Origin of the sequence: Mesorhizobium sp. M1D.F.Ca.ET.231.01.1.1, from assembly GCF_003999155.2 — a bacterium.
GTDB lineage: Bacteria > Pseudomonadota > Alphaproteobacteria > Rhizobiales > Rhizobiaceae > Mesorhizobium.
Map to the genome: position 1 here is coordinate 67,848 of NZ_RZOZ02000007.1, position 23,369 is coordinate 91,216.

At 62.8% G+C, this 23,369-nt stretch carries 24 protein-coding genes; 6 read left to right on the top strand and 18 right to left on the bottom strand.

The genetic code is table 11. The annotated features are described in order from the left end of the window. Window positions 1-13: 13 nt before the first annotated feature. The 3 genes from nirK to EN874_RS19325 all read right to left on the bottom strand — a co-directional run bounded on the left by nirK (window position 14) and on the right by EN874_RS19325 (window position 3,148). On the bottom strand, window positions 14-1,117 hold the full coding sequence (nirK, locus tag EN874_RS19315; protein ID WP_127426691.1) for a copper-containing nitrite reductase: 1,104 nt from the start codon (window positions 1,115-1,117) through the stop codon (window positions 14-16). 257 nt (window positions 1,118-1,374) lie between these two features. After that, window positions 1,375-1,821: a pseudoazurin gene (locus EN874_RS19320; RefSeq protein ID WP_127426690.1), complete on the bottom strand. Its 447-nt coding sequence runs from the start codon at window positions 1,819-1,821 to the stop codon at window positions 1,375-1,377. 127 nt (window positions 1,822-1,948) lie between these two features. Beyond that, entirely contained in the window at window positions 1,949-3,148 is a 1,200-nt protein-coding gene (locus tag EN874_RS19325; RefSeq protein ID WP_127426689.1) for an NnrS family protein, read from the bottom strand. 201 nt (window positions 3,149-3,349) lie between these two features. Between EN874_RS19325 and EN874_RS19330 the strand changes: the two genes are divergently transcribed. After that, window positions 3,350-4,054 (top strand): Crp/Fnr family transcriptional regulator, encoded by a 705-nt coding sequence (locus EN874_RS19330; RefSeq protein WP_127426688.1) that lies wholly within the window; start codon window positions 3,350-3,352, stop codon window positions 4,052-4,054. Between the two features lie 98 nt (window positions 4,055-4,152). Here the strand turns inward: EN874_RS19330 and EN874_RS19335 are convergent, their stop codons facing one another. Further along, complete coding sequence (locus tag EN874_RS19335) at window positions 4,153-4,368, bottom strand: DUF1858 domain-containing protein (protein ID WP_127426687.1); 216 nt, start codon at window positions 4,366-4,368, stop codon at window positions 4,153-4,155. 293 nt (window positions 4,369-4,661) lie between these two features. Between EN874_RS19335 and EN874_RS19340 the strand changes: the two genes are divergently transcribed. Next, entirely contained in the window at window positions 4,662-7,043 is a 2,382-nt protein-coding gene (locus EN874_RS19340; RefSeq protein ID WP_127426686.1) for a phosphoketolase family protein, read from the top strand. 62 nt (window positions 7,044-7,105) lie between these two features. Then, window positions 7,106-8,281: an acetate/propionate family kinase gene (locus tag EN874_RS19345; protein ID WP_127426685.1), complete on the top strand. Its 1,176-nt coding sequence runs from the start codon at window positions 7,106-7,108 to the stop codon at window positions 8,279-8,281. A gap of 23 nt (window positions 8,282-8,304) precedes the next feature. Here EN874_RS19345 and EN874_RS19350 read toward each other — a convergent pair whose 3' ends face one another. The 5 genes from EN874_RS19350 to hemA all read right to left on the bottom strand — a co-directional run bounded on the left by EN874_RS19350 (window position 8,305) and on the right by hemA (window position 12,198). Continuing rightward, window positions 8,305-8,820, bottom strand: a complete 516-nt coding sequence (locus tag EN874_RS19350; protein WP_127426684.1) for a GNAT family N-acetyltransferase — start codon at window positions 8,818-8,820, stop codon at window positions 8,305-8,307. 49 nt (window positions 8,821-8,869) lie between these two features. Next, complete coding sequence (locus EN874_RS19355) at window positions 8,870-9,517, bottom strand: helix-turn-helix domain-containing protein (protein WP_127426683.1); 648 nt, start codon at window positions 9,515-9,517, stop codon at window positions 8,870-8,872. A gap of 262 nt (window positions 9,518-9,779) precedes the next feature. Continuing rightward, the gene (locus EN874_RS19360; RefSeq protein ID WP_127426682.1) at window positions 9,780-10,331 is read right to left on the bottom strand and encodes an NAD(P)H-dependent oxidoreductase; all 552 of its coding nucleotides are present in this window, start codon (window positions 10,329-10,331) and stop codon (window positions 9,780-9,782) included. A 33-nt stretch (window positions 10,332-10,364) separates the two neighbouring features. Next, the gene (locus EN874_RS19365) at window positions 10,365-10,751 is read right to left on the bottom strand and encodes a hypothetical protein (protein ID WP_127426681.1); all 387 of its coding nucleotides are present in this window, start codon (window positions 10,749-10,751) and stop codon (window positions 10,365-10,367) included. A 169-nt stretch (window positions 10,752-10,920) separates the two neighbouring features. Continuing rightward, the gene (gene hemA, locus EN874_RS19370; protein WP_127426680.1) at window positions 10,921-12,198 is read right to left on the bottom strand and encodes a 5-aminolevulinate synthase; all 1,278 of its coding nucleotides are present in this window, start codon (window positions 12,196-12,198) and stop codon (window positions 10,921-10,923) included. Between the two features lie 103 nt (window positions 12,199-12,301). Here hemA and EN874_RS19375 point away from each other — a divergent pair, with 103 nt between their 5' ends. After that, complete coding sequence (locus EN874_RS19375) at window positions 12,302-12,616, top strand: hypothetical protein (RefSeq protein WP_348631755.1); 315 nt, start codon at window positions 12,302-12,304, stop codon at window positions 12,614-12,616. 36 nt (window positions 12,617-12,652) lie between these two features. Here the strand turns inward: EN874_RS19375 and fixJ are convergent, their stop codons facing one another. From fixJ to EN874_RS19390, 3 genes are all read right to left on the bottom strand, one after another. Beyond that, window positions 12,653-13,258 (bottom strand): response regulator FixJ, encoded by a 606-nt coding sequence (gene fixJ, locus EN874_RS19380; RefSeq protein WP_126085865.1) that lies wholly within the window; start codon window positions 13,256-13,258, stop codon window positions 12,653-12,655. Further along, window positions 13,248-14,735 carry a PAS domain-containing sensor histidine kinase gene (locus EN874_RS19385; RefSeq protein ID WP_127426752.1) on the bottom strand — a complete coding sequence of 496 codons (1,488 nt, stop codon included), beginning with the start codon at window positions 14,733-14,735 and terminating at the stop codon, window positions 13,248-13,250. Before EN874_RS19385 ends, fixJ begins: the two co-directional genes overlap by 11 nt. Window positions 14,736-15,488: 753 nt before the next feature. Then, the gene (locus EN874_RS19390; protein WP_127426679.1) at window positions 15,489-15,824 is read right to left on the bottom strand and encodes a hypothetical protein; all 336 of its coding nucleotides are present in this window, start codon (window positions 15,822-15,824) and stop codon (window positions 15,489-15,491) included. A gap of 46 nt (window positions 15,825-15,870) precedes the next feature. On the opposite strand from EN874_RS19390, the gene EN874_RS19395 reads away from it, so the two are divergent. Next, entirely contained in the window at window positions 15,871-16,158 is a 288-nt protein-coding gene (locus tag EN874_RS19395; protein ID WP_127426678.1) for a hypothetical protein, read from the top strand. Window positions 16,159-16,348: 190 nt separating this feature from the next. On the opposite strand, the gene EN874_RS19400 is transcribed toward EN874_RS19395, so the two are convergent. From EN874_RS19400 to EN874_RS19420, 5 genes are all read right to left on the bottom strand, one after another. Then, window positions 16,349-16,696: a hypothetical protein gene (locus tag EN874_RS19400; RefSeq protein ID WP_245513804.1), complete on the bottom strand. Its 348-nt coding sequence runs from the start codon at window positions 16,694-16,696 to the stop codon at window positions 16,349-16,351. Window positions 16,697-16,926: 230 nt separating this feature from the next. Next, window positions 16,927-17,442: a hypothetical protein gene (locus tag EN874_RS19405; RefSeq protein WP_127426676.1), complete on the bottom strand. Its 516-nt coding sequence runs from the start codon at window positions 17,440-17,442 to the stop codon at window positions 16,927-16,929. A gap of 109 nt (window positions 17,443-17,551) precedes the next feature. Beyond that, complete coding sequence (locus EN874_RS19410) at window positions 17,552-17,884, bottom strand: DUF6527 family protein (protein WP_127426675.1); 333 nt, start codon at window positions 17,882-17,884, stop codon at window positions 17,552-17,554. Next, the gene (locus tag EN874_RS19415) at window positions 17,884-18,468 is read right to left on the bottom strand and encodes a lysozyme (protein WP_127426674.1); all 585 of its coding nucleotides are present in this window, start codon (window positions 18,466-18,468) and stop codon (window positions 17,884-17,886) included. Before EN874_RS19415 ends, EN874_RS19410 begins: the two co-directional genes overlap by 1 nt. Next, window positions 18,455-18,688 (bottom strand): hypothetical protein, encoded by a 234-nt coding sequence (locus EN874_RS19420; RefSeq protein ID WP_127426673.1) that lies wholly within the window; start codon window positions 18,686-18,688, stop codon window positions 18,455-18,457. The genes EN874_RS19415 and EN874_RS19420 overlap by 14 nt, the downstream gene beginning before the upstream one ends. A 243-nt stretch (window positions 18,689-18,931) precedes the next feature. On the opposite strand from EN874_RS19420, the gene EN874_RS19425 reads away from it, so the two are divergent. Then, on the top strand, window positions 18,932-19,192 hold the full coding sequence (locus tag EN874_RS19425; protein ID WP_245513802.1) for a Flp family type IVb pilin: 261 nt from the start codon (window positions 18,932-18,934) through the stop codon (window positions 19,190-19,192). Between the two features lie 127 nt (window positions 19,193-19,319). On the opposite strand, the gene EN874_RS19430 is transcribed toward EN874_RS19425, so the two are convergent. Then, on the bottom strand, window positions 19,320-23,342 hold the full coding sequence (locus EN874_RS19430; RefSeq protein ID WP_168247687.1) for a VWA domain-containing protein: 4,023 nt from the start codon (window positions 23,340-23,342) through the stop codon (window positions 19,320-19,322). Between the last annotated feature and the right edge of the window lie 27 nt (window positions 23,343-23,369).

Consider the following 23,369-nt stretch of genomic DNA (forward strand, 5'->3'; position numbering starts at 1 on the left):
TCCGCCTCCCCGCCTACGAAGCGATTGCCTTGGGAGCTTCGATCTGCATCATCAGATCGTCGTCCCAGCTTCCGTCGACCATGAAATGCGCGGTCGCGCCGAGCTCGACTGCTTCGATCAGATTGTGATTGACGTAGGCGTAGATCCCCGGCTGCCGGAACCTATAGAGCGCCGCACCCGCCGATCCGCCGCGGATGAACCAGGTCTCCATGTCCTTGGCGGGCGGGTTCGCGAACTTGCCGCCTTCCCAGACGAAATCGCCATGGCCACCGATCAGATGCGGGCGGGTGTCGCGGTTGGCCTGGGAATGGACGATCAGGATCGTTTCGCCGACCTTCGCCTTCATGGCGTTCTCGCCGGTCAGCGATCCTGCCTTGCCGTTGAACACGACATGGGTCGGGATCAGGCCGCGCATCACCTTCACGGTGTCGTCGTAATTGTCGCCGGCAGAATCGTACTTCTTGAACTTTCCCTGCTCGTCGCGCGGGATGTAGAAGTCGTTCTCGCCGATATAGAAGATGCGGTCATAGCGGACGGGCTTGCCCTTCTCGTCCTTCAGGCCGTCACGCGGCAGCACCATCACCGCGCCGCTCATCCCCGACACGACATGCCAGGGGATCATCGCTCCGCCGGGCGCGCAGTGGTAGACGAACGTCCCCGGCCGGGTCGCCTTGAAGCGCAGCGTCACCTGCTCGCCCGGATTGACCAGCGTCAGCCCGCCGCCGCCCAGCGCGCCGGTCGCCGCATGGAAGTCGATGTTGTGAGCGAGCGTGTTGGTATCGGGATTGACGAGCGTCAGCTCGAGATAGTCGCCTTCATGCACGACCATCAGGGGACCCGGGATGGAGCCGTTGTAGGTCATGGCGTTGAGCTGCGTGCCGTCGGCATCGATGACCATCGGCTTTTCTTCGATCTTCATGGTGAACTCGACCACCTTGGGGCCGTCCTTGGCCGCCTGTTCGTGAGCGTGCACGAAAGGCGGCGCGATCAGGGTCACCTTTTCGCGCGGCAGTCCGGCCACGTCCTTCGCGGCCGCTATCACCGGTGCCGAGCCGATGGTGGCAACGGCGGCGGCGGTAAGAACAGAACCGAGCAATGCTTCACGTCTCGTTAGCATTTTCATCTCCTAGACTTCAACGTCTCGATGAAACCAGGATAATATCTTTGCGCGGAGCGTCTTTGCGTTTGCGCAAATCAGAATCATTGAATTTTGACTTCGGCAGGGATTTTCCGAAAGCACCCGCGTCGCGAGATAATGATTGTGGCGGTGGCCAAATCGCAAAATGAAAATGGCCGGATCAGACCTCTCCCCAGGTCTGTCCGGCCATTGCTTCCGGCTCGCCATCGCCGGAGGCAGTCTCACAAGCTGCCTGATCAGTTCGAAGCGGTCTTGGTCGCTTCGGCGAACAGCTCGGCAAAGACAGGCTTTGCCTTGCCGATCTGCTTGACGGCTTCCGCCGCTTCCAGGTTGACAGGCTTGCCGACGACGATCAGGGCCACCATGCCCATGCCGTAGTGGGGCGTGCACTTCACTCCGTAGACGCCCTCTTTGGTAAGGGCGACCGTGATCTCCTCGCTCGGCTTGCCTTTGAAGGCTTGAGCGCCATCCGGGATCATTCCCTTGATGATCTCTGCATTGTGGCTCTTGTCGGTCGGCACGAACTTGATGGTGTCGCCGGGTGCGGCCCGGACGAAGTCGGGCTGAAAGACCATCGCGCCTTTCTCGCCCTTGTTCAGCATCTGGACAACATGTTCTTCGGCATTTGCAGCGCCGGCAATTGAGAGCAGGGCGACAGCCGCGGCAATCAGGGGCAGTTTCATTGGAGAGTTCCTTTCTTTGTTTCACCACGGCATCAACCGTTGCGTCCTTGTAGATCGCCGCACCAGCTGGCGATTTGCGCTGGCGCAAATTGCCCGACGAAAATGAGCGGCTGCGCCCGCCCGTTCTTTAGGAAGGATTGGCGGCACGTGCGCGCAGGCGGGGGCGCGTGAGAAACCCGCCAAACAGCACCGCATAGCCGGCGAAAGCGGTAATCCAGAACGCCGCCGACATGTGGAGGAGAATTGCCTCGGCCGGCGCGATTGCGGCGGCCACGCGCAGAACGGCGGCAACGAGGATCGCAACGAAAACCGCACATGTTCCGGCGCTTGCCTTCAACTCGCGGCCAGTGTGACCGAGGGTGGCCCGTGTCATGACGGCAAGTGTCATGCAGGCGATCGCTCCCACTGCAAAGGCGTGAACGCCGGCAGCCGGTGGGATTCCTCCTGGAGCGAAGATGGCGAGTCCGGCAAGCAGCAGGCCGAGCGGCACGAAGGCGAATGCAACATGCAGGATCAAGACCAACGGATCGGAGAGCGTTCGGTCGCCGGCCCAGCGACCAAGCCGGGCGGCATTGAAGACCGCGGCGGTGATCAGCAACACGCCGGTTGCAACGGCGTCGGGGAAGAAGGTCCACGCAGCGAGTCCGACAGCGGACAGCGCGATCGTCCCGATGTCGAACCTGCCGAACGATGCCGGGAGCCGCCCCGGCTTCTCGCGGACCAGCCAATTGCGGGTGAAGCTCGGAATTATGCGCCCGCCGATGATCATGATGAGGACGACAATCGCCCCGAGACCCAGGCGCCGGCTCATGTCGGAGACGCCCTGGTAATGCGCTTCCGCATGAAACGTGACGTTTGCCGCAAAGAGCGTCGCGACCGGCAGGAGTACTTTGAGGTTTCGCCAGTTTCGCCCGGCAACGATTTCCGTTGCGGCCGCGGCCACGACCGCGAGAAGCAAGGAGCAGTCTATGACAGCAGTCGGGAGCCAGCCTGTTTCCGCCGAAAAGAACACGACCACCCGGCCCGCGATCCAGAGCAGCACCAGCGCCAGCAGACGAAAATCCTGAACCGGCAGCCGCCCGGTCCAATTCGGAATTGCGGTCAGCAGAAAGCCCGTCACGACCGCCGGCAGATAACCAAAGAGCAATTCGTGGATATGCCAGTCTACGGGCAGGAATGTGCTGAAGGTTCCAAGCTTGCCATAATAGAGAGGCAGCCACAAAAGTATCGCGGTAGCGGCTTGCAGCGAGCCAAGCAGGAAGAAGGGTCGAAACCCGTAGGAGAGAATTGCCGGATAGGCGCTTGGCCGCGTCCGTGGAATTGCCATGACATGCCTCATTGGAAACCGGGCAGGTTGCCCGTTTGGGCTCTTTTATCCCGGCGCTGACGGATGGAATTTGCCTCAGCGCAAACAAGCGAGTGATTGACAGCGCCAGAGGCTTCACTTGTCGACAGGCGGTCGTCCGTGACACAGTCCGGTCAGGGGAACTGAGCGCGTTTGCACCGTTGAAGTTGGGGAGGAAGGCGGTTGGCAAGCCTTGATCGATCACTGATTGCCGGGCTGTCCCTTTTCGAGGGGATCGCCGCCGCGGATCTCGACCGCATTGTCGGGCAGGCGAGGTCTGTTCGGATCGCGAAGGATCAGCCGGTCTTCGAGCAGGAACAGGAGGCCCATTCCTTTTTCCTACTGCTCGACGGCCATGTGCGCGTGGTGAAATCGACCCCGGACGGGCAGGAGGTGACCGTGCGATACATCAGTCCGGGCGAGTTGATGGGGATCGCCAGCGCGCTGGGCCGGACGACCTATCCTGCAAATGCAATCGCGGCCGTCGATTGCGTGGTGCTTGCCTGGCCAAGCCAGCTCTGGCCCACATTCGCGACGAGCTTTCCAACCTTCGGCTCCAACACCTACAAGACCGTGGGAACCAGGCTGCAGGACGCGCACACGCGCGTCATCGAGATGTCCACGGAGCAGGTCGAGCAGCGCGTCGCGCATGCGTTGCTCAAGCTGATCAAGCAGTCGGGGAAAAAGACCGAGGAAGGGATTCTGATCGACTTCCCGATCTCACGCCAGGACGTCGCGGAAATGACGGGCACCACGCTCCACACCGTAAGCCGGCTGCTTTCGGCCTGGGAGGACCAAGGGCTGGTCAAGAGCGGACGCCAGAGGGTCGTCGTGGTCGAGCCGCATCGGCTGCTTGTCATTGCCGAAGGCCGCGCGGCAAAGAGCTAGAGCGATTCCAGGAAAAGTGTATAACGGTTTTTCGTCCGGAATTGCGTAAAAACAGATACTTAGAGCGGTTCGGCGATTCTATGAATCGCTGAAACGTTCTAGTCCGCGCCGCCCTCGTCGATAGCCGCCTGCAGGTCACGGCGGAGCTGGTCCTCGTCAAGGTCATGCTCGCGCGCGGCTTCAGAAATCGTGTGAAAGGAAGCGATCGGGCAGCCGACGCAGAGCATCCCATGCTGGAGAACGACGCGGATCGCCGGCGGCGTCTCGCGCATGATCTGGTCCATCGTCGTGTCGTCGTTCAATTTGCGTTTCATGCTTTTTGTCCGCATTTGCTAACAGATATCCTGCCTGACCTTTCCGTCGCGTTCGTTGCTCTGAAGCAAAGACGGCGCTCTCTCTTGCTCCTCGGCCGAAGCCGCAGCCTGCCCCGGTGTTTTGGAACTGGCCTGCACCCTGGCCTGGCATTTGCGATGGATCAAAGCTCGACCGTTCATCGCCGGGTAGATCGATGGCCGCCGGTCTTGACACCGACCGGTCATGAACCGGTGGCAGCGTCCATGCGTTGTGTCTCAGCCGGGTCGGTTTGGAACCAGCGAAGGAGTCGGAAATGACCGAGCATTCCAGCACCAATCGCCTGTCCGCGCAGGAACTGCGCGACATCGACGCCTACTGGCGTGCCGCCAACTACCTGACCATCGGGCAGATCTACCTGCTCGACAATCCGCTGCTTCGCGAGCCGCTTCGGCTGGAGCACGTCAAGCCCAGGCTGCTCGGCCATTGGGGAACCTCGCCGGGGCTCAGCTTCATCTACGCGCATCTCAACCGCGCGATCAGGCTGCGCGATGCCAACGTCATCTATGTCTGCGGCCCTGGCCACGGCGGACCTGCCATGGTCGCCAACACCTACCTCGAGGGCACCTACAGCGAGATCAATCCGGATGTCTCGCTGGACGAGGCCGGAATGAAGAAGCTCTTCCGGCAGTTTTCCTTCCCGGGCGGCATCCCAAGCCATGCCGCTCCCGATGTGCCCGGCTCGATCCACGAAGGTGGCGAGCTCGGCTACGCGCTCTCGCATGCCTTTGGCGCGGCCTTCGACAACCCGGATCTGATCGTCGCCTGCGTCGTCGGCGACGGCGAGGCGGAAACCGGGCCGCTGGCAACGTCCTGGCACTCCAGCAAGTTCCTGAACCCGACCCATGACGGCGCGGTGCTGCCGATCCTCCATCTCAACGGCTACAAGATCGCCAATCCCACCATTCTCGCCCGCATCCCTGAAGAAGAACTGCGCGCGCTGTTTGTCGGCTATGGCTACGAGCCGCTGTTGGTCGAGGGTGATGATCCGGTCTTGATGCATGAGCGGATGGCGACAGTGCTCGACGATGCGCTGGACCGCATCCGGGCGATTCAGCAGGCGGCGCGCTGCGGCGCGAAGACCGCGCAGCCCCGTCCGAAGTGGCCGATGATCATACTGCGAAGCCCGAAGGGCTGGACAGGCCCCAAGGAGGTCGACGGGCTGAAGACGGAGGGGTTCTGGCGCGCCCATCAGGTTCCGCTCTCCGGCCTCGCCGAAAACCCTGCGCATCTCAAGATGCTCGAGGAATGGCTGAGGAGCTACCGGCCCGAAGAACTCTTCGATGCAGCGGGCGCGCCTTCGTCCACGATCCGAGCCACCGCGCCGAAAGGCGTCAGGCGCATGAGCGCCAACCCGCATGCCAATGGCGGCTTGCTGCGACGGTCTCTCGACCTGCCGGACCTGAATGAGCACGCGATTCCGGTCGAGCGCCCGGGACAAGTGAAGGCCGAATCGACCAGAGCCATGGGCGCCTTCCTGCGCGATGTCATGGCGCTTAACCAGAGCTCCCGAAATTTCCGCATCGTCGGTCCCGACGAAACGGCATCGAACCGGCTGCAGGATGTCTTCGAGGTGACGGAGCGTGCCTGGATGGAGGAGATCCTGCCCGAGGACGTGCATCTCGGCCGCGAAGGCAGGGTTCTGGAGATCCTGTCCGAACATACCTGTCAGGGCTGGCTGGAAGGCTATCTTCTTACCGGCCGCCACGGCCTGTTCTCCTGCTACGAGGCCTTCACGCATATCGTCGATTCCATGTTCAACCAACATGCGAAATGGCTGGACGCCTGCCGCAAGTTGCCGTGGCGGCGGCCGATCGCGTCGCTGAACTATCTGTTGTCCAGCCACGTCTGGCAGCAGGAGCACAACGGCTTCAGCCATCAGGATCCAGGCTTCATCGACGTGGCTCTGAACAAGAAGGCGGATGTCGTGCGCGTCTACCTGCCGGCGGATGCCAACAGCCTGCTTTGCGTGACCGACCATGTCCTGCGGACTTGGAACCGCATCAACGTCATCGTCGCCGGCAAAGCCAATTCCTGGCAGTGGCTGTCCGTCGACGAGGCGAAGATCCACTGCAACGCCGGCATCGGCATATGGGAGTGGGCATCGACCGACCGCGCCGCCGAGCCGGATGTGGTGATGGCCTGCGCCGGCGACGTGCCGACGCTCGAGACGCTGGCCGCCGTCCAAATTCTGAAACGCCATAGTCCAGACCTCAAGATCCGGCTGGTCAACATCGTCGACCTGATGACCCTGCAGCCAAAGGAACACCATCCGCACGGCCTGTCGGATCGCGAGTTCGATGCGCTGTTCACCAAGGACAAGCCCGTCATCTTCGCCTACCATGGCTATCCATGGACCATCCATCGCCTGACCTACCGGCGGACCAATCACGACAACATCCACGTGCGCGGCTACAACGAGGAAGGGACGACAACGACGCCCTTCGACATGACCGTGCTCAACGGGCTTGACCGCTACCATCTCGTGCTCGGCGTGCTCGACCGTATTCCCGAGCCAGCAGGTGCGCACATCCAGCTGAAACAGGCCATGGAAGGCAAGCTGATCGAGCACCGGGCCTATATCCGCGAGCACGGGCAGGACATGCCGGAGATCCTCGGCTGGAAATGGGAGCAATAGCCGATGCGGAAGCGCCGGGCTGCGCGGACAAACGCCGCAAAAGTGGCCGGGACCGGCCGGCCATGACCGACGCGATCCTCGTCCTCAACGGCGGCTCCTCGAGCCTGAAGTTCGCCGTGTTTCAGCAGCGCGACGAGCTTCACCTTTCGGTGCGTGGCAGCGTCTCGTCGATCGGGCACTCTCCGCGATTGCACATCGCGCCTTCGGCTTTCTCGCCCGAAATCGACAGGAGCCTGGGGGACGGGCCGATCGATATCGCCAAGGCATTCGAAGCCGTCGCGTCCCATCTTGCCGACAGCGCTCTTTTGCGCCGGATCGGCGCGGTCGGGCACCGCGTCGTCCATGGCGGGCAGGAATTCGCCCATGCGACCCTGCTCGACAAGCGTGCGCTCGATGCACTGCATCGGCTAGAGCCGCTCGCCCCGATCCATCAGGCGATCAACCTTGAGATCGTCCACCTGGCCGGTCGGCTTTTGCCCGAAGCCCGACAGGTCGGCTGCTTCGACACGGCCTTTCACATGGCGCGGCCGGAACTCGCCAGGCTCTATGGCTTGCCGCGCGAGATGTCGGAGCAGGGCATCGTCTCCTATGGCTTCCACGGGCTTTCCTACAGCCATATCGCCGCGAAGCTCCGCGAGCGTTACGGCGACGGTGCCGGCGGCCGAACGATTGTCGCCCATCTTGGCAGCGGCGCGAGCCTGTGCGCGATGAAGGCTGGCGTTAGTCAGGCCACCACCATGGGCTTCTCGACGCTCGATGGTCTTCTCATGAGCACGCGTTGCGGCGCCATCGATCCTGGCGTGATCCTTTATCTTCTGCAGGACCGCAAGCTGCCGGCCGATCGATTGACCGAATTGCTCTACGAGCAATCCGGCCTGCTCGGCGTATCCGGCATTTCCGGGGACATGCAGACGCTGCTTGGCTCGAGCGAGCCGGCGGCGGCCCGCGCCGTCGATCTCTTCGTCTACCGTGTCGGGCGCGAGATCGGCTCTCTTGCCGCAGCACTGGGAGGCCTCGACACGCTGGTGTTCACCGCGGGCATCGGCGAGCATGCGCCGCAAATCCGGCAAAGGATCTGCGAGGCCGCCGCGTGGCTGGGCGTCGTTCTCGAAAACGGTTTGAACGACGGCGGTGAAGCACTGGTCAGCGCCCCGGATTCCCGCGCCGACGTTCTCGTCATTCCGGCCGACGAGGAACGCGCGGTGGCCACGGAACTCCTCGACCTCGAAACGGCCTGATCTGCGCCGTGGCAGGGCAGGGTTTAGCCTGGCAATTTAGCGCCGAGCTTGCGCCGAACCAGGACCAGCGTCGGGTCGTCGGGGTCCGTCGCGACGGTGAAGCCCATATCGCGCTCGAGCTCGATCGCTGCGCGATTTTCGCGGCTCTCGATCGACTCGATCGTCTCGATACCGTGCTCGTCGGCATATCGTGCGATATAGCCTAGAAACTCCCAGCTGACGCCGAGATGCTTGCGGTCCTCGCGAATGCAGATGGCGACTTCGCCACGCCGGTCGGCCGGGTCGTTGGCAAGCGTCGCCACCGCGATCAGCATTCCCTCGGTCGAGAAGGCGAGGAAGTTATGGATGTGCGGGTCGTCGGAGCGGGTCATCGCTACCAGCCGCTCATGCGAAACATCCTTCACGGATCCGAGGAAGCGGAAGCGCAGATCCTGCGGTGTCACATGGGTGAAGAACTCGGCGACGATCGGTTCATCTTCGGCGCGCGCGCGGCGCACTTCGAAACGAAATCCGGTGTGCGTGGTAAGCGTGCTTTTCATTGTCGTTCCTTCCGGCAGATTGGGAGCGGTGATTGGCTCGCAATGGGCCTCATTCTCCCATCGCCAGCAGCGTGTCTCGCTTGAGGATTTCGATGCTGCGCAGGCTGAGCAGGCGGATGACGCCCTTCTCCTTCAGGCGGGTGAAGACGCGCGACACGGTTTCGATGGTGAGGCCGAGATAGTCGCCGATGTCGATCCGCGACATCGGCAGTTCCACCTGCCGCAACCCGCCCTGACGGTCCGACATCTCGACCAGGAAGGCCGCGACGCGCTCGATCGCGTTCTGGCGGCCAAGCACCAGAAGATGTTCCTGCGCCCGGGTCAGGCCTTTCAGGGCGAGAGGCAGGAGCTGGCGGGACACGTCCATGCCCGAGGGAGTGCGATAGACCCGGACGCCGGTTGCGTTGATCGCTTCGGCGAAGAAATGATGGGTAGCGTCGGCCTCGAAGCCGAATGTCTCTCCCGCCAGATGGAATGCGCTGATCTGTCTGCGCCCGTCGGCAAGTAGGCGGTAGATGCGGACCGCGCCGAATTCGACCTGGTAGAGGGCGCCCGCCTTTTCGCCTTGAGCGTAGATCTCGGCGCCTGCCGGGAAAAAGCTGACCGGCTGCACCGCCGCCCCTTCGAATACCGGCGAGGGGCTCTGCTGAGGGAGATAGGACGGCAGTTCGATCTTGGCGGTAGCTTGAGCGTACATGGCTGGGGTCCCGGTTGATCCGTGACAACAGCAGTCGCCCAAATCCCGCCATGCCGAAATTCGGTTATGTCCCTACGGGAAACTACTTAGAGCAGAGCCGAAATCGCCCGAGCGCGCCGCTTGCGCGATTGACCGCGATCAAGGCCGGCAACCAGGGGCTCGACTATTTGCCGATCGCAGGCTGAGCGGCGCCGCCGTCCTGCAGCCGTGAGGGCCTCGGCGACTAGATCGCGCGTTCGCCCAACCGTTGGATCTGCTTGAGTCAGCCAATTCGTTTCGCGTCGCTGGCGGTCGCGACCATGCCGAACAAGGTCTCGCGCACCGGCTTGATGCCGACGAAGTTAAGGATGCTGCGCCGCATGCCGGCAAGCCCATGGCCGAGGAACCAGAGCCGATAGACCGGCGCGGGCATGCCCATCGTCACGACCAGGCGCGCGGAGCGGCCGCGCAGCAAGGATTTGGCGAAACCCTCACCCTTTTGCGGGTAGGCGAATGCCGTGCCCGGCCGCATGACCTGCTCCAGGAATGCCTTGAGCATGGCCGGCACGGTCCCCAGCCAAAGCGGAAAGACAAACACGATATGCTCTGCCCAGACGACCGCCTCGGCCGCTTCCTTGAGATTGTCGGGGATCGCCCCGTGCTCGAACTCCTGCATTGTTCGAAGCATCGGAAACTCCAGCAAGGCCAGGTCGATCTTGCGCACGGCATGGCCAGCCCGTTCCGCGCCTTCGGCATAGGAGGCGGCCAAGGCGCGGCAGAGTCGCTCGGGAGAAGGGTCGGGATGGCCGATGACAATGAGTATGCGGCGTGGCATCGCCTGGCTCCGACCCGCTTTCGACAAGATTTGCTACGGCTGTTCGACGCGGGCGACCTGATAGGTGTGCATGGCCCCATTGCGTTTTATGGAGACATATTCACCGGTCACAAAACGCTCCTCACCGAGATGAAACCCCACCTCGTCGTCACGGTCGCCCTCGGCGTAGTCGAAAAACCATTGTCCGCCAGGTTTGCGGCGCAGGCGACCGACGAGGTCCTCTTCGCCGGTGCGAAAACGGCGGACGCGACAGACGGCCCGGTGCGTTTTCCATTCCTCCGCATCCAGCCGTCCCTCGTCGGTGAGTGGCGCCAGCACATCATAGCCTTCTTCCCGGTCTCCTTCCGGATGACCTTTCTCGCGAGCGAGAAGCAGGCGGATGCTCCTGAATTTCGGTGTGAGGTCGTGCAAGCTGATCATGGCAAACTCCTTCGCCGCCATTCCTAGCGCGGCGCTCGGGTGCGGCCTTGATCAGAGTCAAACGAGTCCCGGCTCGGCGGGAGACTCAGCTCGCGTCTGCCGGCAGGTTGCCACGAACCAGCTGACGATCTGCTGGGCGCGCCCGACATGCGCGCACCGCGCCGGCTTTTTATCCGCCCGCCTGTTGCACCAGTAGGGGAATGATGCGGTCGCTCTTGGCGACGGCCGGCCGACCGGAGGTGGCATAGGGGATGCCGAGCGCGTCCCAGGTCTCGACCAGCGCATCCTGCAGTTCGGCGATCAGCGCGTCGGAATGGAACGGCGTCGGCGTGATGCGCAGCCGCTCGGTGCCGCGCGGCACCGTCGGATAGTTGATCGGCTGGATGTAGATGCCGTGGACGCCGAGCAGGCGGTCGCTGGCCATCTTGCAAAGCTCGGGATCGCCGACCAGCACCGGCACGATATGGGTGGCCGATTCCATCACCGGCAGGCCGGCCGCGGCAAGCACCTGCTTGGTCCTGGCCGCCTGGCGCTGCTGCGCCTCGCGCTCGGCCTGCGAGCGCTTCAGATGCCGGATCGAGGTGGTGGCGGCCGCCGCGATCGCCGGCGGCAGCGCGGTGGTGAAGATGAAGCCCGGCGCGTAGGAGCGCACCGCGTCGATCACGGCGCTGGCGCCGGTGATGTAGCCGCCCAGCGTGCCGAAGGCCTTGGCCAAGGTGCCCTCGATGATGTCGATGCGGTCGGCCAGCCCTTCGCGCTCGGTGATGCCGCCGCCGCGCGCGCCGTACATGCCCACCGCATGCACCTCGTCGATATAGGTCATGGCGTTGTAGCGCTCGGCGAGCTCGACGATCTGCCTGATCGGCGCGATGTCGCCGTCCATCGAATAGACGCTTTCGAAGACGATCAGCTTGGCGCGCTCGCGCCCCGCCGCCTGCAGCAGGCTTTCCAGATGCGCGACGTCGTTGTGGCGGAAGATCTTCTTTTCGGCGCCCGAGCGCCGCACGCCCTCGATCATCGAGGCGTGGTTCAATTCGTCCGAGAGCACCAGGCAGTTGGGCAACAGCCTGGCGATGGTCGAGATCGAGGCCTCGTTGGAGACGAAGCCGGAGGTGAAGACAAGCGCTGCTTCCTTGTCGTGCAGGTCGGCCAGCTCATGCTCGAGCTCGACCAGCGGGTTGGAGGTGCCGGAGATGTTGCGGGTGCCACCGGCGCCCGAGCCCATCTTGCCGGCCGCGGTCTGCAAGGCGGCAATCACGTCCGGGTTCTGGCCCATGCCGAGATAGTCGTTGGAGCACCAGACGGTGATTTCCTGGGCGCGGCCGCCTGAGCGCCAGATGGCGCGCGGGAACTTGCCCACCATGCGCTCGAGGTCGGCGAAAACGCGGTAGCGCCGCTCCGCATGGAGCTGGTCGATCGCGTCTTCGAAGAACCGCTGGTAATTCATGTCGAAGTTTCCTGTTCCAAGAAGCGGCGCCGCAGGTTGCGGCGGCTGGAGGCAACTTACGGACCGGGCACGGGCGCTGCTTTGAGCTATGTCAAATTGCAGGATGCCTGCAGCGTTTCCCGGCGGACAGGCTTTCGGCGCAAACCGTCCAAAACTGATTCAAATCAAAGCGCCGGATAACTTTTCGGCACACGCTGATCGGATGTGGAATCCGATTGCAAGCGCTCCGTTTGGCCGAAACCTCGAACTAGCCGTTCTGGACGAGGATGGCCTGCATGCGCTTGTATTTCCCTGCGAGAAGAGCCGGGAAGGCTGGCTGCACGCCGTCAGCGGATTGCGTATCGACATCAGGCCGACCCACTGGCGGGACTGGGAGCTCCAAAAGGATCAGGCGGGCCTGCTTCAAGATCTGTCTTGACGCTTGTGGCGCATCACCTGGACCGGTTCCAAGGTCTCAATGGTCGGCGATCAATGCCATGCGCACAAGATGCGACAGGCTGCCGGCGCCCATCTTGCTCATCACGTTGGCGCGATGGATTTCGACCGTGCGCGGGCTGATCCCAAGATCATAGGCGATGGTTTTGTTCGGCAAGCCGGAGACGAGCCCGTCGAGCACCTGACGCTCCCGTTCCGACAGCGTGGCAAGGTTCTTGCGGATCTCGCTCGACTGCGGGTGTGTGGTGATCGCCTGCGTGCGGTTGTCCAGGGCGGAACGGATTGCGTCGATGAGGAGCTGATCGTCGAACGGCTTTTCGATGAAATCGACGGCACCCTCCTTCATCGCCTGGACAGCCAGGGCGACGTCCGCGTGCCCCGTCATTACGATCACCGGCACCCTGAGACCGCGGGACCTCAATTGCCTCAGGAATTCGATGCCGTCGATGCCGGGCATGCGCACGTCCGTGACGATACAGCCTTCGACTTCCTTGGACTGCGCCGCCAGGAACGCGGTGGCCGATTCATGCAGGCGTATGGCAAAATCCGCGGTCGCCAGAAGGAAGCCCAGCGACTTGCGAACATCGACATCGTCGTCGACCACATGCACGACATCACCGGCCACTGGCGACCTCTTCCTTTTCCACGGCACGCAAGGTGAAGCGAAACGAGGTTCCTCCGCCGAGCGCAGGCTCTGCCCAGATATGACCGCCATGCGATTCAATGATAGTGCGACAAATGGACAAGCCGACGCCCATCCCCTGTTTCTTGGTCGTGACAAACGGCTGGAACAGCTGCGCGGACACTTCGGGGGCCAACCCCGGGCCGGTGTCCACGACACTGACCTCCGCCATGCCATCGTGCCGCGCCGCGGTGGCGATGCGCAACTCGCGGCGGGGCTGGCCCTGCATGGCCTCAACTGCGTTCCTCATCAGGTTCAGCAACACCTGCTGGATCTGGATGCGGTCGGTGAGTACCAGTTCGGCTGCCGGGTCGAGCTCATATGTGACGCGCACATCCGCTTCCCTGGCGCCGACCAGTGCGAGCGAGGAGGCGTCCTCGATGAGGGTCGGGAGGCGTTCCACCTGACGCTCGCTCTCGCCCCTGGCGACGAAATCCCGCAGCCGACGGATGACATCGCCGGCGCGCAAGGCTTGATCGGCCGCCTTTTCGACGGCTTCGCGCAGGATGACGGCATTTTCGTCCTGGCTCTTCTCCAGCAGGCGCCGGCTGCCTTTGAGATAGTTGGTGATGGCGGTCAGCGGCTGGTTTATCTCATGCGCCAATGTCGAGGCCATCTCGCCGAGCGCGGTGAACCGCGCCATATGCAGCAGTTCCTGCTGCTGCTCCTGCATCCTGGCTTCGGTTCGGTGGCGCTCGGTCAGATCGCGGCAGAAGCCGGTGAAGAAGCGGCCCGTTCCGGGGTGCATCTCGCCGACCGCGAGTTCCATCGGGAAGGTCGAGCCATCCTTGCGCATCCCAGTGACGGTGCGGCCAAGGCCGATGATGCGGCGCTCTCCCGTCGTCAGGTAGCGCTGCATGTAGTTGTCGTGCTCCTGCCGGTACGGCGAAGGCATCAGAAGCTTGACGTTCTGGCCGATGACCTCGGCGGACTTGTAGCCAAACAGGGTCTCGGCCGCCGCGCTGAAGGATTGGATAAGACCGCTCTCGTCGATGACGATCATCGCGTCGGGAACAGTCGCCAGGATCGAGCGCAGATGATCCTCGCGCAATTGCAGCGAGGCGTTGGCGAAAGACAGATCGCTGACATCCGTGCCTTGCACGAATATGCCCGTGATCCGGCCGTCCTTCGCCCTGATCGGCTGATAGACGAAGTCGAGGATATGTTCCTCCGCCGCTCCGGATTCGGCGTTGCGGTAGATGACTTTTACGCCTCGGCCCACATAGGGCTCGCCGGTTTCGTAGACACGGTCCAGCCGTTCGAAGAATTCCTGGCCCTCCAGTTCCGGCAAGGCCTGCCGAACCGATTTGCCGATCACCGGCCGCTCGCCGATCAGCTTCTGATAGGCGGCATTGGTCAATTGGAAAACATGGCCCGGCTCGCCGAGCAGGGTCATGAAGCCCGGAGCCTGCTCGAACATCAGCGCCAAAAGCTCATATTCGGCCAAGTGGTCCCGCTCGATCACGCCACCGTGCGGCGTCTTGGCAACAGAATCCGACAAGGCTCGCCTCTTCCAGCTCCGAGCAGGCCCCTGGGCGCAGGACCAAGGGTGGTTGCTGATTTAGCATTCATCCCTCTGGGCACCAAACGGTCGCCGCGATGATTTTTGACCGGCAGCAAGACGTCGCGGGCCTGAACAATGCGATGCGAGCATTCCAGCCTTCCGAGCGAAGGGCGCGTGTCCTTACAAGGCACTCGCCGTCGACGCTGCCGTGAACGCAGATTCCGGCCCAATATGAGGAGCTCGCGGCGGGACTCGCGCAGCACTTCAAAGCGTGTCGTCCACGCTTGAAGATTCGTGAGCAGAAACTGCATGTCCGCATCCGACCCGAACCAGCCGCGCTCAGGGTCAAACCCAAGGCGCTGCGTCACCGATCATCCGTCGCGCAGCGCCCCTACATCTCCGCGACAAATTTGGTCCGCAGACAGGCGTCCAACCCCTTGATCCCGGACTCCGACCCCTAGCCCTATTCGTTGACGCCGCCGAAGGGAGTCTCCGGCGTTGACACCATCACATGGTAACCTATGTGTCCGGAACGGACCAAGAGGGGATGGTGCCCAGAGGCGGACTGCATGAAGTGAGCGAAATCAGAGGCTTGCCGAATCTCTGGACACTTTTGCTTCCCACGTAATCATTAGGTTTTTTGGAAAAGTGTCCAGCCGTGAAAACGGCTCACCGCCGGCCGACCCGCCTCCGGGCGGTCTCACGCTCGCGCGGCCACTCCGAATATGGATCCGTCTGGGTATGGTGGGTGAAGCCGACGCGCTTGTCGTCGCGCCCGGCGGCGCGACATTTCGGGCAATAGAAGTGGCGCCGCAGATCCTGCTCCAGGCAGGAGTGCTCGAAGCCGACGCGGTGGCCTAGCGCGATCAGGTTGACGCGGCTGTGCTGACCGCACCCGATGTTGAGGCAATGCGCCGTCATTTCGTGACCCAACGCCAGCATCTTGCCGATGGTGTCGATCGTCAGAGGGTAGGTGATCTCGGGCAGCCTGAACATCAAGCGCATATAAGCAGCGGCTTGACGGCCGCCAACAGCGCGCCAGAATCGGGAGATGGCAAGGGGCATCAAGGTCGGCGACGAGGTCGCGATCACCGCGACGGTGCGTCGGCGCGTCACCGAAGACCGTGTCAGCGTCTCGATCCCGACCTACGGCTTCCCGCATTCGATCGTCGACCGAACTTCGAAGGTGAAGCGGGGCCAGCCGGTTGAGTTGACCGGCGATGTCACCCATATCGATGAGGGCAGGGTGACAATCGATCTTGGCGTCCCGGTGACCGTTAACGCCGACAGGGTCAGGGTGGTCACCGCCTACAAACCGCCGGTCGATATCCCGGATTGACGGCGCAACAAGCAAAAAAGCCCCGCCGGCGCGAAGCCAGCGGGGCAGCGACGGGATGGGCGAGGCAAAGCGGTGCAGCTACCGATTCGCCTCTCTAGGCAACGGGGCGATCGTGCGAGGCCGCTGCTGACCGGGAGATTAATCGGATCGATCGACTTTTACCGATCGAGGTCGTGGCTGTGGAAAACCGTCAGGGCGGCGGCCTGCCGGTCATCGAATAGTAGACCGCGGCGGCGCCAGCGGCCGCAGAGATCAGCGCTTTGCCGACACCCCACAGCACCCGACCCAGAGAGCCGGCGAACACGACGCGATCACGCACCTTCTCCAGTTCCGCCGTCGTCGGCCGGATCGCTTCGACGGACTTCTCAACGGCACTGAGGCGGAAATTGATGCCGATCATCTCGCGTTCCGCGCGTTCCTGGGCTTCATACCCGCGCCGGCGCCCTTCCGAGGCCGCTTTCTGTTCGTCGGCTATCGCTGTCAGCATTCCCTCGATCGATTTCAGCCTCTCCTCGAGGCGCACAATCTGAACGTCCATGCTTTCTTCCGCCATTTCTGCCCCGTCACCCTTTCATGCACTGCTGCTATTTCACGAGCGCCCTGATCGTGGCGCCCTTGGCATGGTTGAGCCGTCGGCAGTCACCGAAATTGGATCGATCCTGCGCCCAAAGGCGACTTGCCTCGTCGGCCGGGACGAAGCGGTGAGGGACATCGACGAGGTCGCCACACTCGCTCATCACACTGGGATCGACGTGCGGTTTCAGCGGATCACCGGCCCACGGCGTCGATGCCGACTGACAGCCTTGCAGGAATGCCGTGGCGAGGTTTGCAAGCGCCAGGAGCGTCACCAGCCGCTTTCGGATCATTGTCTTCGTCCTTCTGTTGCCTGATGCGGTCCTCGAGATCGGCGATGCGGAGCGTGTCGGCGCGCTTGTTGTCGGCGAGCTGCTGCGCCGCGGCGTCGATGTCGACTTGCTGGGCCTTCACCTTGGCGGCGTTGGCGATCTCGGCGCGCCACTGCTTCTCCTGCCAGACGAGGCGCTCGTTGAGCTGCCCTGCCGCGTATTCTCGATCGACGCGGCCATCGACGATGCCGGACAGCGCGGGCCCGACATAGGGGATGTCGCGCACCGGGCCGAGTGGGACGCCCTCGTAGAAGAGGATGACGGCGCCGGCGACGACGATGGGAAGCCCGACGCGTGAGGTCGCGAACTGCCAGATCGGGCCAAGGATGACGAGAACCGGGGCGAGGGGAGCCAGCAGCGGGGCGAGGAGGGCGATCATCAGCGCACCATCCAAATAAGCAGCATCACGGCCAGGATGAGTGCGTAGGGCCATGAGCGGCGCCACGCCTCGCGCAGCCAAGCGGTCACGACACTGGAAAGGCCTTCCATCACTCGGCCTCCTCGTCGAAGACGTGCAGCGCGACGGTCTGCCCGGCAAGCGCATGTGTGCAGTCCGACAGAAACTGGATCTGGCCGTCCGTGACGAAGGAGTGGCACCTCAGCGGGCGCGGCTCGATCTTCTCGCCCGCCATGACGCGTTCGTACTCGTCTTCGGTGAGCTTCTGGACGCCGGTCACCAAGACCGACGGTTGGAAGGTTGGTCGATCGTAGTCGCCGTTGAAGGTCCAGCTCGGGCCGACGACGTGAGCTTCGTCGCAGCCTGGGCACCAGAACATCAGCCGACCGCCTTCGACGGTTCTGAGAACGCCGCGCGCCGCCATCAGTCCAGCCCCGAGACGCAGAGCTCGGCCTCCCCGATTCGGCTGGCGTCGCCCATCTCCCGGCGCTTCACCAGGCCGATGATGACCCGGCCGCCAGCCTTGTTGAACGCTGTCGCGGCGATGCAGCTCTCATGGTACTTGCCGGCGGCACCGAAGGCGGCAGCCCGCGAATTGCACGCCGCCCGGGAACCGATGTTCCAAGCTAGGCTGTCCATCATGGCGCGCCACGAGATCGGCTTGCCGTTGAAGCCGGGAATGCATTTCACCAGCGCCGGGCGAAATTCCTTCGTCATCCGTCGCTCCAGCCTGGCCTTGCAGCCGGCTGGCGTCTCGACCATGCCGGGCTTCACGTTCTGAGTGTCGCCGGCGCAGATGGTCCAGATCGGTGGATCCGCGACGCGATCGAGATAGGCCTTCAGCACTTCGCCTTCCCACGGGTTGACGAGATAGTCCGAGGCCAGCACGACGTCATCCGGTGTGCCGTTGATGTAACGCACGCCACCGATGGTGACGGCCACCATCGCCAGAACGGCCGCAATAGCCTTCCCAGCCCGGCCGGTCGGCCGGATCTTATTCATCGGCATCAGGATCTCCTGAGATCGGTTTTTGTGGAATGAGGCGCACGATCGGCACCGCCGCGGTCAGCACGCCGTTGACGATCGCCAGCCAGATCGGAGGGAACGGCATCGCACCGGTGATGATGGCGACGGTGACCGCGATGCCGTTGAGCAGCGCTGCAAAGATGGCGATCCGCACCGTCCAGGCGTGCTTGAGCACCGCCCGCCAGTTGTCGACGAGACGCATGGGAATGCACGCTCCGATATGTGTGATGAATAACGGGATATATTGCGATCAGACCTTCGGCGGTCATCACTGGACCGGGTGGCCAAGATGTTCGTGGAATAGTTAATTTCGACGATTCGCCTTATCGATCAGGCACTTGAACCTTTAAAGCGCTGCAGCCAAAGTACATCGCAGTTAACAAGTTCCTAAAATTCCTTTGACATCAACAGCCTGCCGGTAACAGGATCACTCTGGGACCGGGGGATGAGCATTCTTTCAGGAGCACCTCTGTCCGGGTATTGGGTAACAGGGGAAATCCTCATGAAGAAGCTTTATGAACAGTTCCGCGACGATGAGAACGGCGCTGCCATGGTCGAGTACTCGATCCTCATCGGCATCATCGCAGTCACCGCCATCGGGTTCATCATCGGCATCGGCGGCTGGGTCACGGGCCGTTTCGCTGGTCTTTGCTCGGCACTGAATGGCCAGGGCGGCGGCACTTGCGTTTCAGGTTCCGGCAGCTAATATCCACGCGCGCCGAAGAACCCACGGCGCAATGCGGCAGTAAACGCCTCGGGTTTTTCATGAGCTTTGCTTGAGGGGGGTATTGTCGGCCTACGGGAGCCGGTGTTCGTCGCACCGGCTCCTTTTTCTATTGGAACGAGATGCCGACCGCTCGGATCGTCGACCCCGTCTGAGTGACGGTGAAGTCCCGCGTCGTGTCGTTTTCGGTGGTTGGTATCGACCAAGCGTTTGTCGGGCCGGGTCGATCGTTCGTCAGATCTGTCTCATCGTGCACTGGTGTATCGACACCGGTCCAAGCGCCGGATGTCGGCGTCCCGGTCGTATCGTTTGAAACAATCAGGGCCAAACCGCCGGTCTTCACCTCAAGGTCCGTTACGACTGCAGAGTTACCTGCATCTGACGACGCAACAGTATCGATGTGGGAGCTGCTGACGGGGAACAGCCTGTAGGTGACGATTGTGCAGTTCGTGACGCCGCTGGATGTGGTGACGACGAACGTTGCCGTCGTTCCTGATGCTATCGTTAGGTAGAACCACGCAACCGAACCGTGACCCGTAGAGCCTCCTGTGAGGGAGGCGCCGGCCGTCATTGCCGTGCCATTGGCCGTGACGCCAGTTATGCTTCGAGGCGTGCCTACGTTGGAGACGTTCACTGCCACGCCGACCGCGATCACGCGACCTGCACCGGCGGCGCCGATATTCTTGTTGGTGAAGGTGTAGGACGAGGCGTTCGAGTTATCGACGGTCGCGCCTTCGTAGCTGTAAACCATGCCCGAGTTGAACGTCAGGGTCGCAGCATTGCCGGTCAGCGTGAACGCCCCAACGGCCGGCGCGATGCCTTCCCCAAAGATGACGCTGTTGCCGGTGAGCACGAACGAGCCAGCATCGGCCGGCATCGAGACGTTCAGGTGCGCGGCGTTGCCAGTCAGCGCGAAAGAGCCGGGATCGGCCGCAAAACCGTTTGCCAGGACAAGCGCGACATCGACGCCAGTCAGCGTGAAGGCGCCGGTGCCGAGGCCGAACGAGAGGCCCATGACGACAGGCGAGGCGGAGAGCGAGAATGCGCCGGTGCCGGCATCGACCTTCGGACCGATGTTCGCCGCGTTGCCGGTCAGGATATAGCCTGCCGATTGGAGCAGCGTGAAGACGACCTGGATCTTGTGGGCCTTCCATTCGCGGTAGCCGTCGCGCTCGGAACCGACCCGTACCCAGCCCGACGAGTTGCCGCCGAAGGAAGCCGCCGGGACATTGAAGGACGTTCCCGTCAAGCCGCTATGCGTAGTGACGACAGTCGTCGCCGTCGGATCGAGCACCTCGATGATGGTGGTCTGACCACTCTCAGGCGTCTGGTCGGCATCGGTCCAGGTCAGCGGCGCATCGACGCTCTCGGTCAGACGGTTGCGCTGCGCCCAAGAGGTGGCGAGAGCGGTGACGCCATCGCTCGTGACAAGCCCGAAAGGGATGATGTTCACGCGCACGTCGGCCGGCCGATAAGGACGGGACCAGCGACTGGCGAACACAACCGTGTCGGTGGGTGCCGCCGCCTCGTCCAACTGGCCGGCGCCAGTGTTGGTCAGGAGCTTGACGTCGATGCTATGCGCGTCGGTGTATTGCTCGAAGTCGCTGATCGAGAGATCGTCAAACAGGACGAACGAGGCACCATCGGCGTGCGCCAGCGGAACGGTATCGAGAAAGCCGCGTGCGATCGTCAGCACGTCTCCGGTGACGCCATCGATGCGTACCACCTCGGTGCCGGTGCGCGAGCCATCTCCTATCGTAGCAAGCAAGCCGATCGCCGTGTCGTCGATGCCGCTGCCGGTCAGTAGCGTCACCGTCGTCGCATCGATCGCCAGATCATCGTTCAGGAAGCCGCCAGGCGCGAAGTCCATCAGCTCCGTGCCATCGAAGCCGGAGCCTGCGTCGACCTTGAGATCGGCATTCACCGCATCAGGCGTTGGTGACGCGCCGGCGACCTGAAGCAGACCGGCCCCGGCATCACCCGCAAGCGTGGTGGCCAGATCGGCATCACCGATCATCTGGCGAGCCTCGCGGTAGGGCATCTCCCAGACCAGGCGCGGGCTCACCACCTCAGGATCGCTCGACGGCGGCTCCCACGGGCTTTCGCTGTCGTCAACCAGAACCGCGGCATCCAGGTTGAAGACATCCTGGAAGAACTTCATGCCGATCTTGTTTTGCCGGCCGTCGCCGAAGCCAAGATCGGCAACGCGCATGACCTCGCCCGAAAGCTCATGTCGCGACGAGACGAGCCGGAAGGGATCGCCAGGGTTCATGCTTTCGATGGTCCGCTTCGCCACGAAGCGGCCGGAGGTCAAGCCTGACCCGAGCGCGATCACGTCCCTGGTGGCCACGCGGATCGCCAGCGCGCTCTGCGTGATACCAGGATAGTCTCGCGAGGCAGACAGCACCTTCGTCGCCTGCATCGACTGCGCGATGTTGGTAACGCGGTGCGCGCCCTGCTTCCGCTTTTCCCGCAGATAGAAGGTCACGAGGACCGAGCTTACCGCTTCCGAGGGCTGGCGGTGGCTGACCTCTGTCCATTCGACGACGTCATCTTCGGTCAGGACCGGGATGGTGTCGATGTCGTAGTCGTTGCGGATCGCCTTCAGGACGAACTTGCCGGTAGAGCGGGAGACATAGAGATAGGCGTCGATGTGGGCAAGGACCGTCGAGACGAACTCCTGAATTTCCTCCTCTCGGCTCCAGCGCAGCGACAGGCCGAAACCCTCGGTGTAAAAGGTGTCGGCGCAAGCCGTGAAGGCGATGTCATCGATGTCGCTGTCGTTGTAGCCCATACCCCAGACCGCATCGGTCAGGCATTCCCTGATGATGTGGGCGGGGTTCATGTCGTAGTAGCGGATAACCGCGCTGGGCGTCATCGCCGCGCTCAGGTCGGCGCTTCCGAAGTGGACGATCGGCACCTCGCCCGGCGTGTCGTCGCCGGCCGACCCTGACGCGTGGTTGTCCTGCGGCGTGTTGTCGAGCTGCTCGAGCGCGTTGGTCCATGCAGAGCCGCCAACGCCGAAGGCGCGATAGCAGAACACCTGCACGTCGCCGAGCGCGTCGATGGTGTCGACCGCATCGGACACGCCAGAGATCGGGTCGGCCAGCGTGTTTGCGTTGTCCGAAACGACGATGATGACCTGCGTCTTCTTCGGGTCGGTGCCTTCGAAGAAGGCCTCGGCCTGCGAGAGCGCGGCGCCGAAGTTCGTCGACAATCCACCGGACGTAAGATCGCCGATCCACACCTCGAGCGAATCGATGTTGTCGGACGTGACCTTGCGATACTGCTTGCTCGACTTGACCGAGTCGGACCAAGAGACGAAGCGCACGTCATACTTGACGTCGGTGTTGGTGCGCATCCAGTCGGTGATGAAGAGCGCTGCGGCCTTGACCGCCTGCAAACGCGAGCCGACGATGGAGGACGAGGTATCGAGAGCCACATAGAACGCGAGATCGTCGGTTGACGTCGCCTCGGCCTGGATCTTGGCCTTCTCGGGATACCACTGGTCAGAACCGTCTGAGCGCTTAAGGATGCGCTGAAGGCGGAACTCCCACGGCTTGATGTAGTTCGATGTACCGAGATAGACCTGCCGCAGAACAATGGTGACGATGCCGCGGAAGGCCGAGATGTTGGCGTCGAGCTTCGCTACCAGGTAATCGTTCTGCAACTGGGTCGGGGCACCCATGCAGACGTCGACGTCGCCCTTGATGCCGCCTTCGCTCTGATCGCCGCCGAACAGCTTTGGCTTGTTGATGGTGATCCGGGTATCGGCGGCATGACCTTTCCAGGCCATCTTGTCGCCGACAGTGATCCGCATGAGATCGTCGGCCGGTCCATGGCAGAGCGCCATCTGCATGCCGAGTGAATATTTGTACCCGAGGATCTGGCGCGGGCCGAACAAACCGTAGCGGCGCGGTCCCTTGATGGCGCTGCGCTTAAGGTCGCCATACCAGGTGACATTCGGATCGGCGATATCCGCGGTGCCGAAGACGACCGGGATCTCGCGGCCTTCCTCGGCCGTCGGAGCCTGAAAGTCCTCGAGACTCTTGGCCTTGGCGTTCTGCGGCTTTGGCGTAAGCGCGATCTGCAGCGCATACGACAAAATGCCGATGATGATGTTCCAGAACATCGCGGCCTGTCAGGACTGAGAAATGAA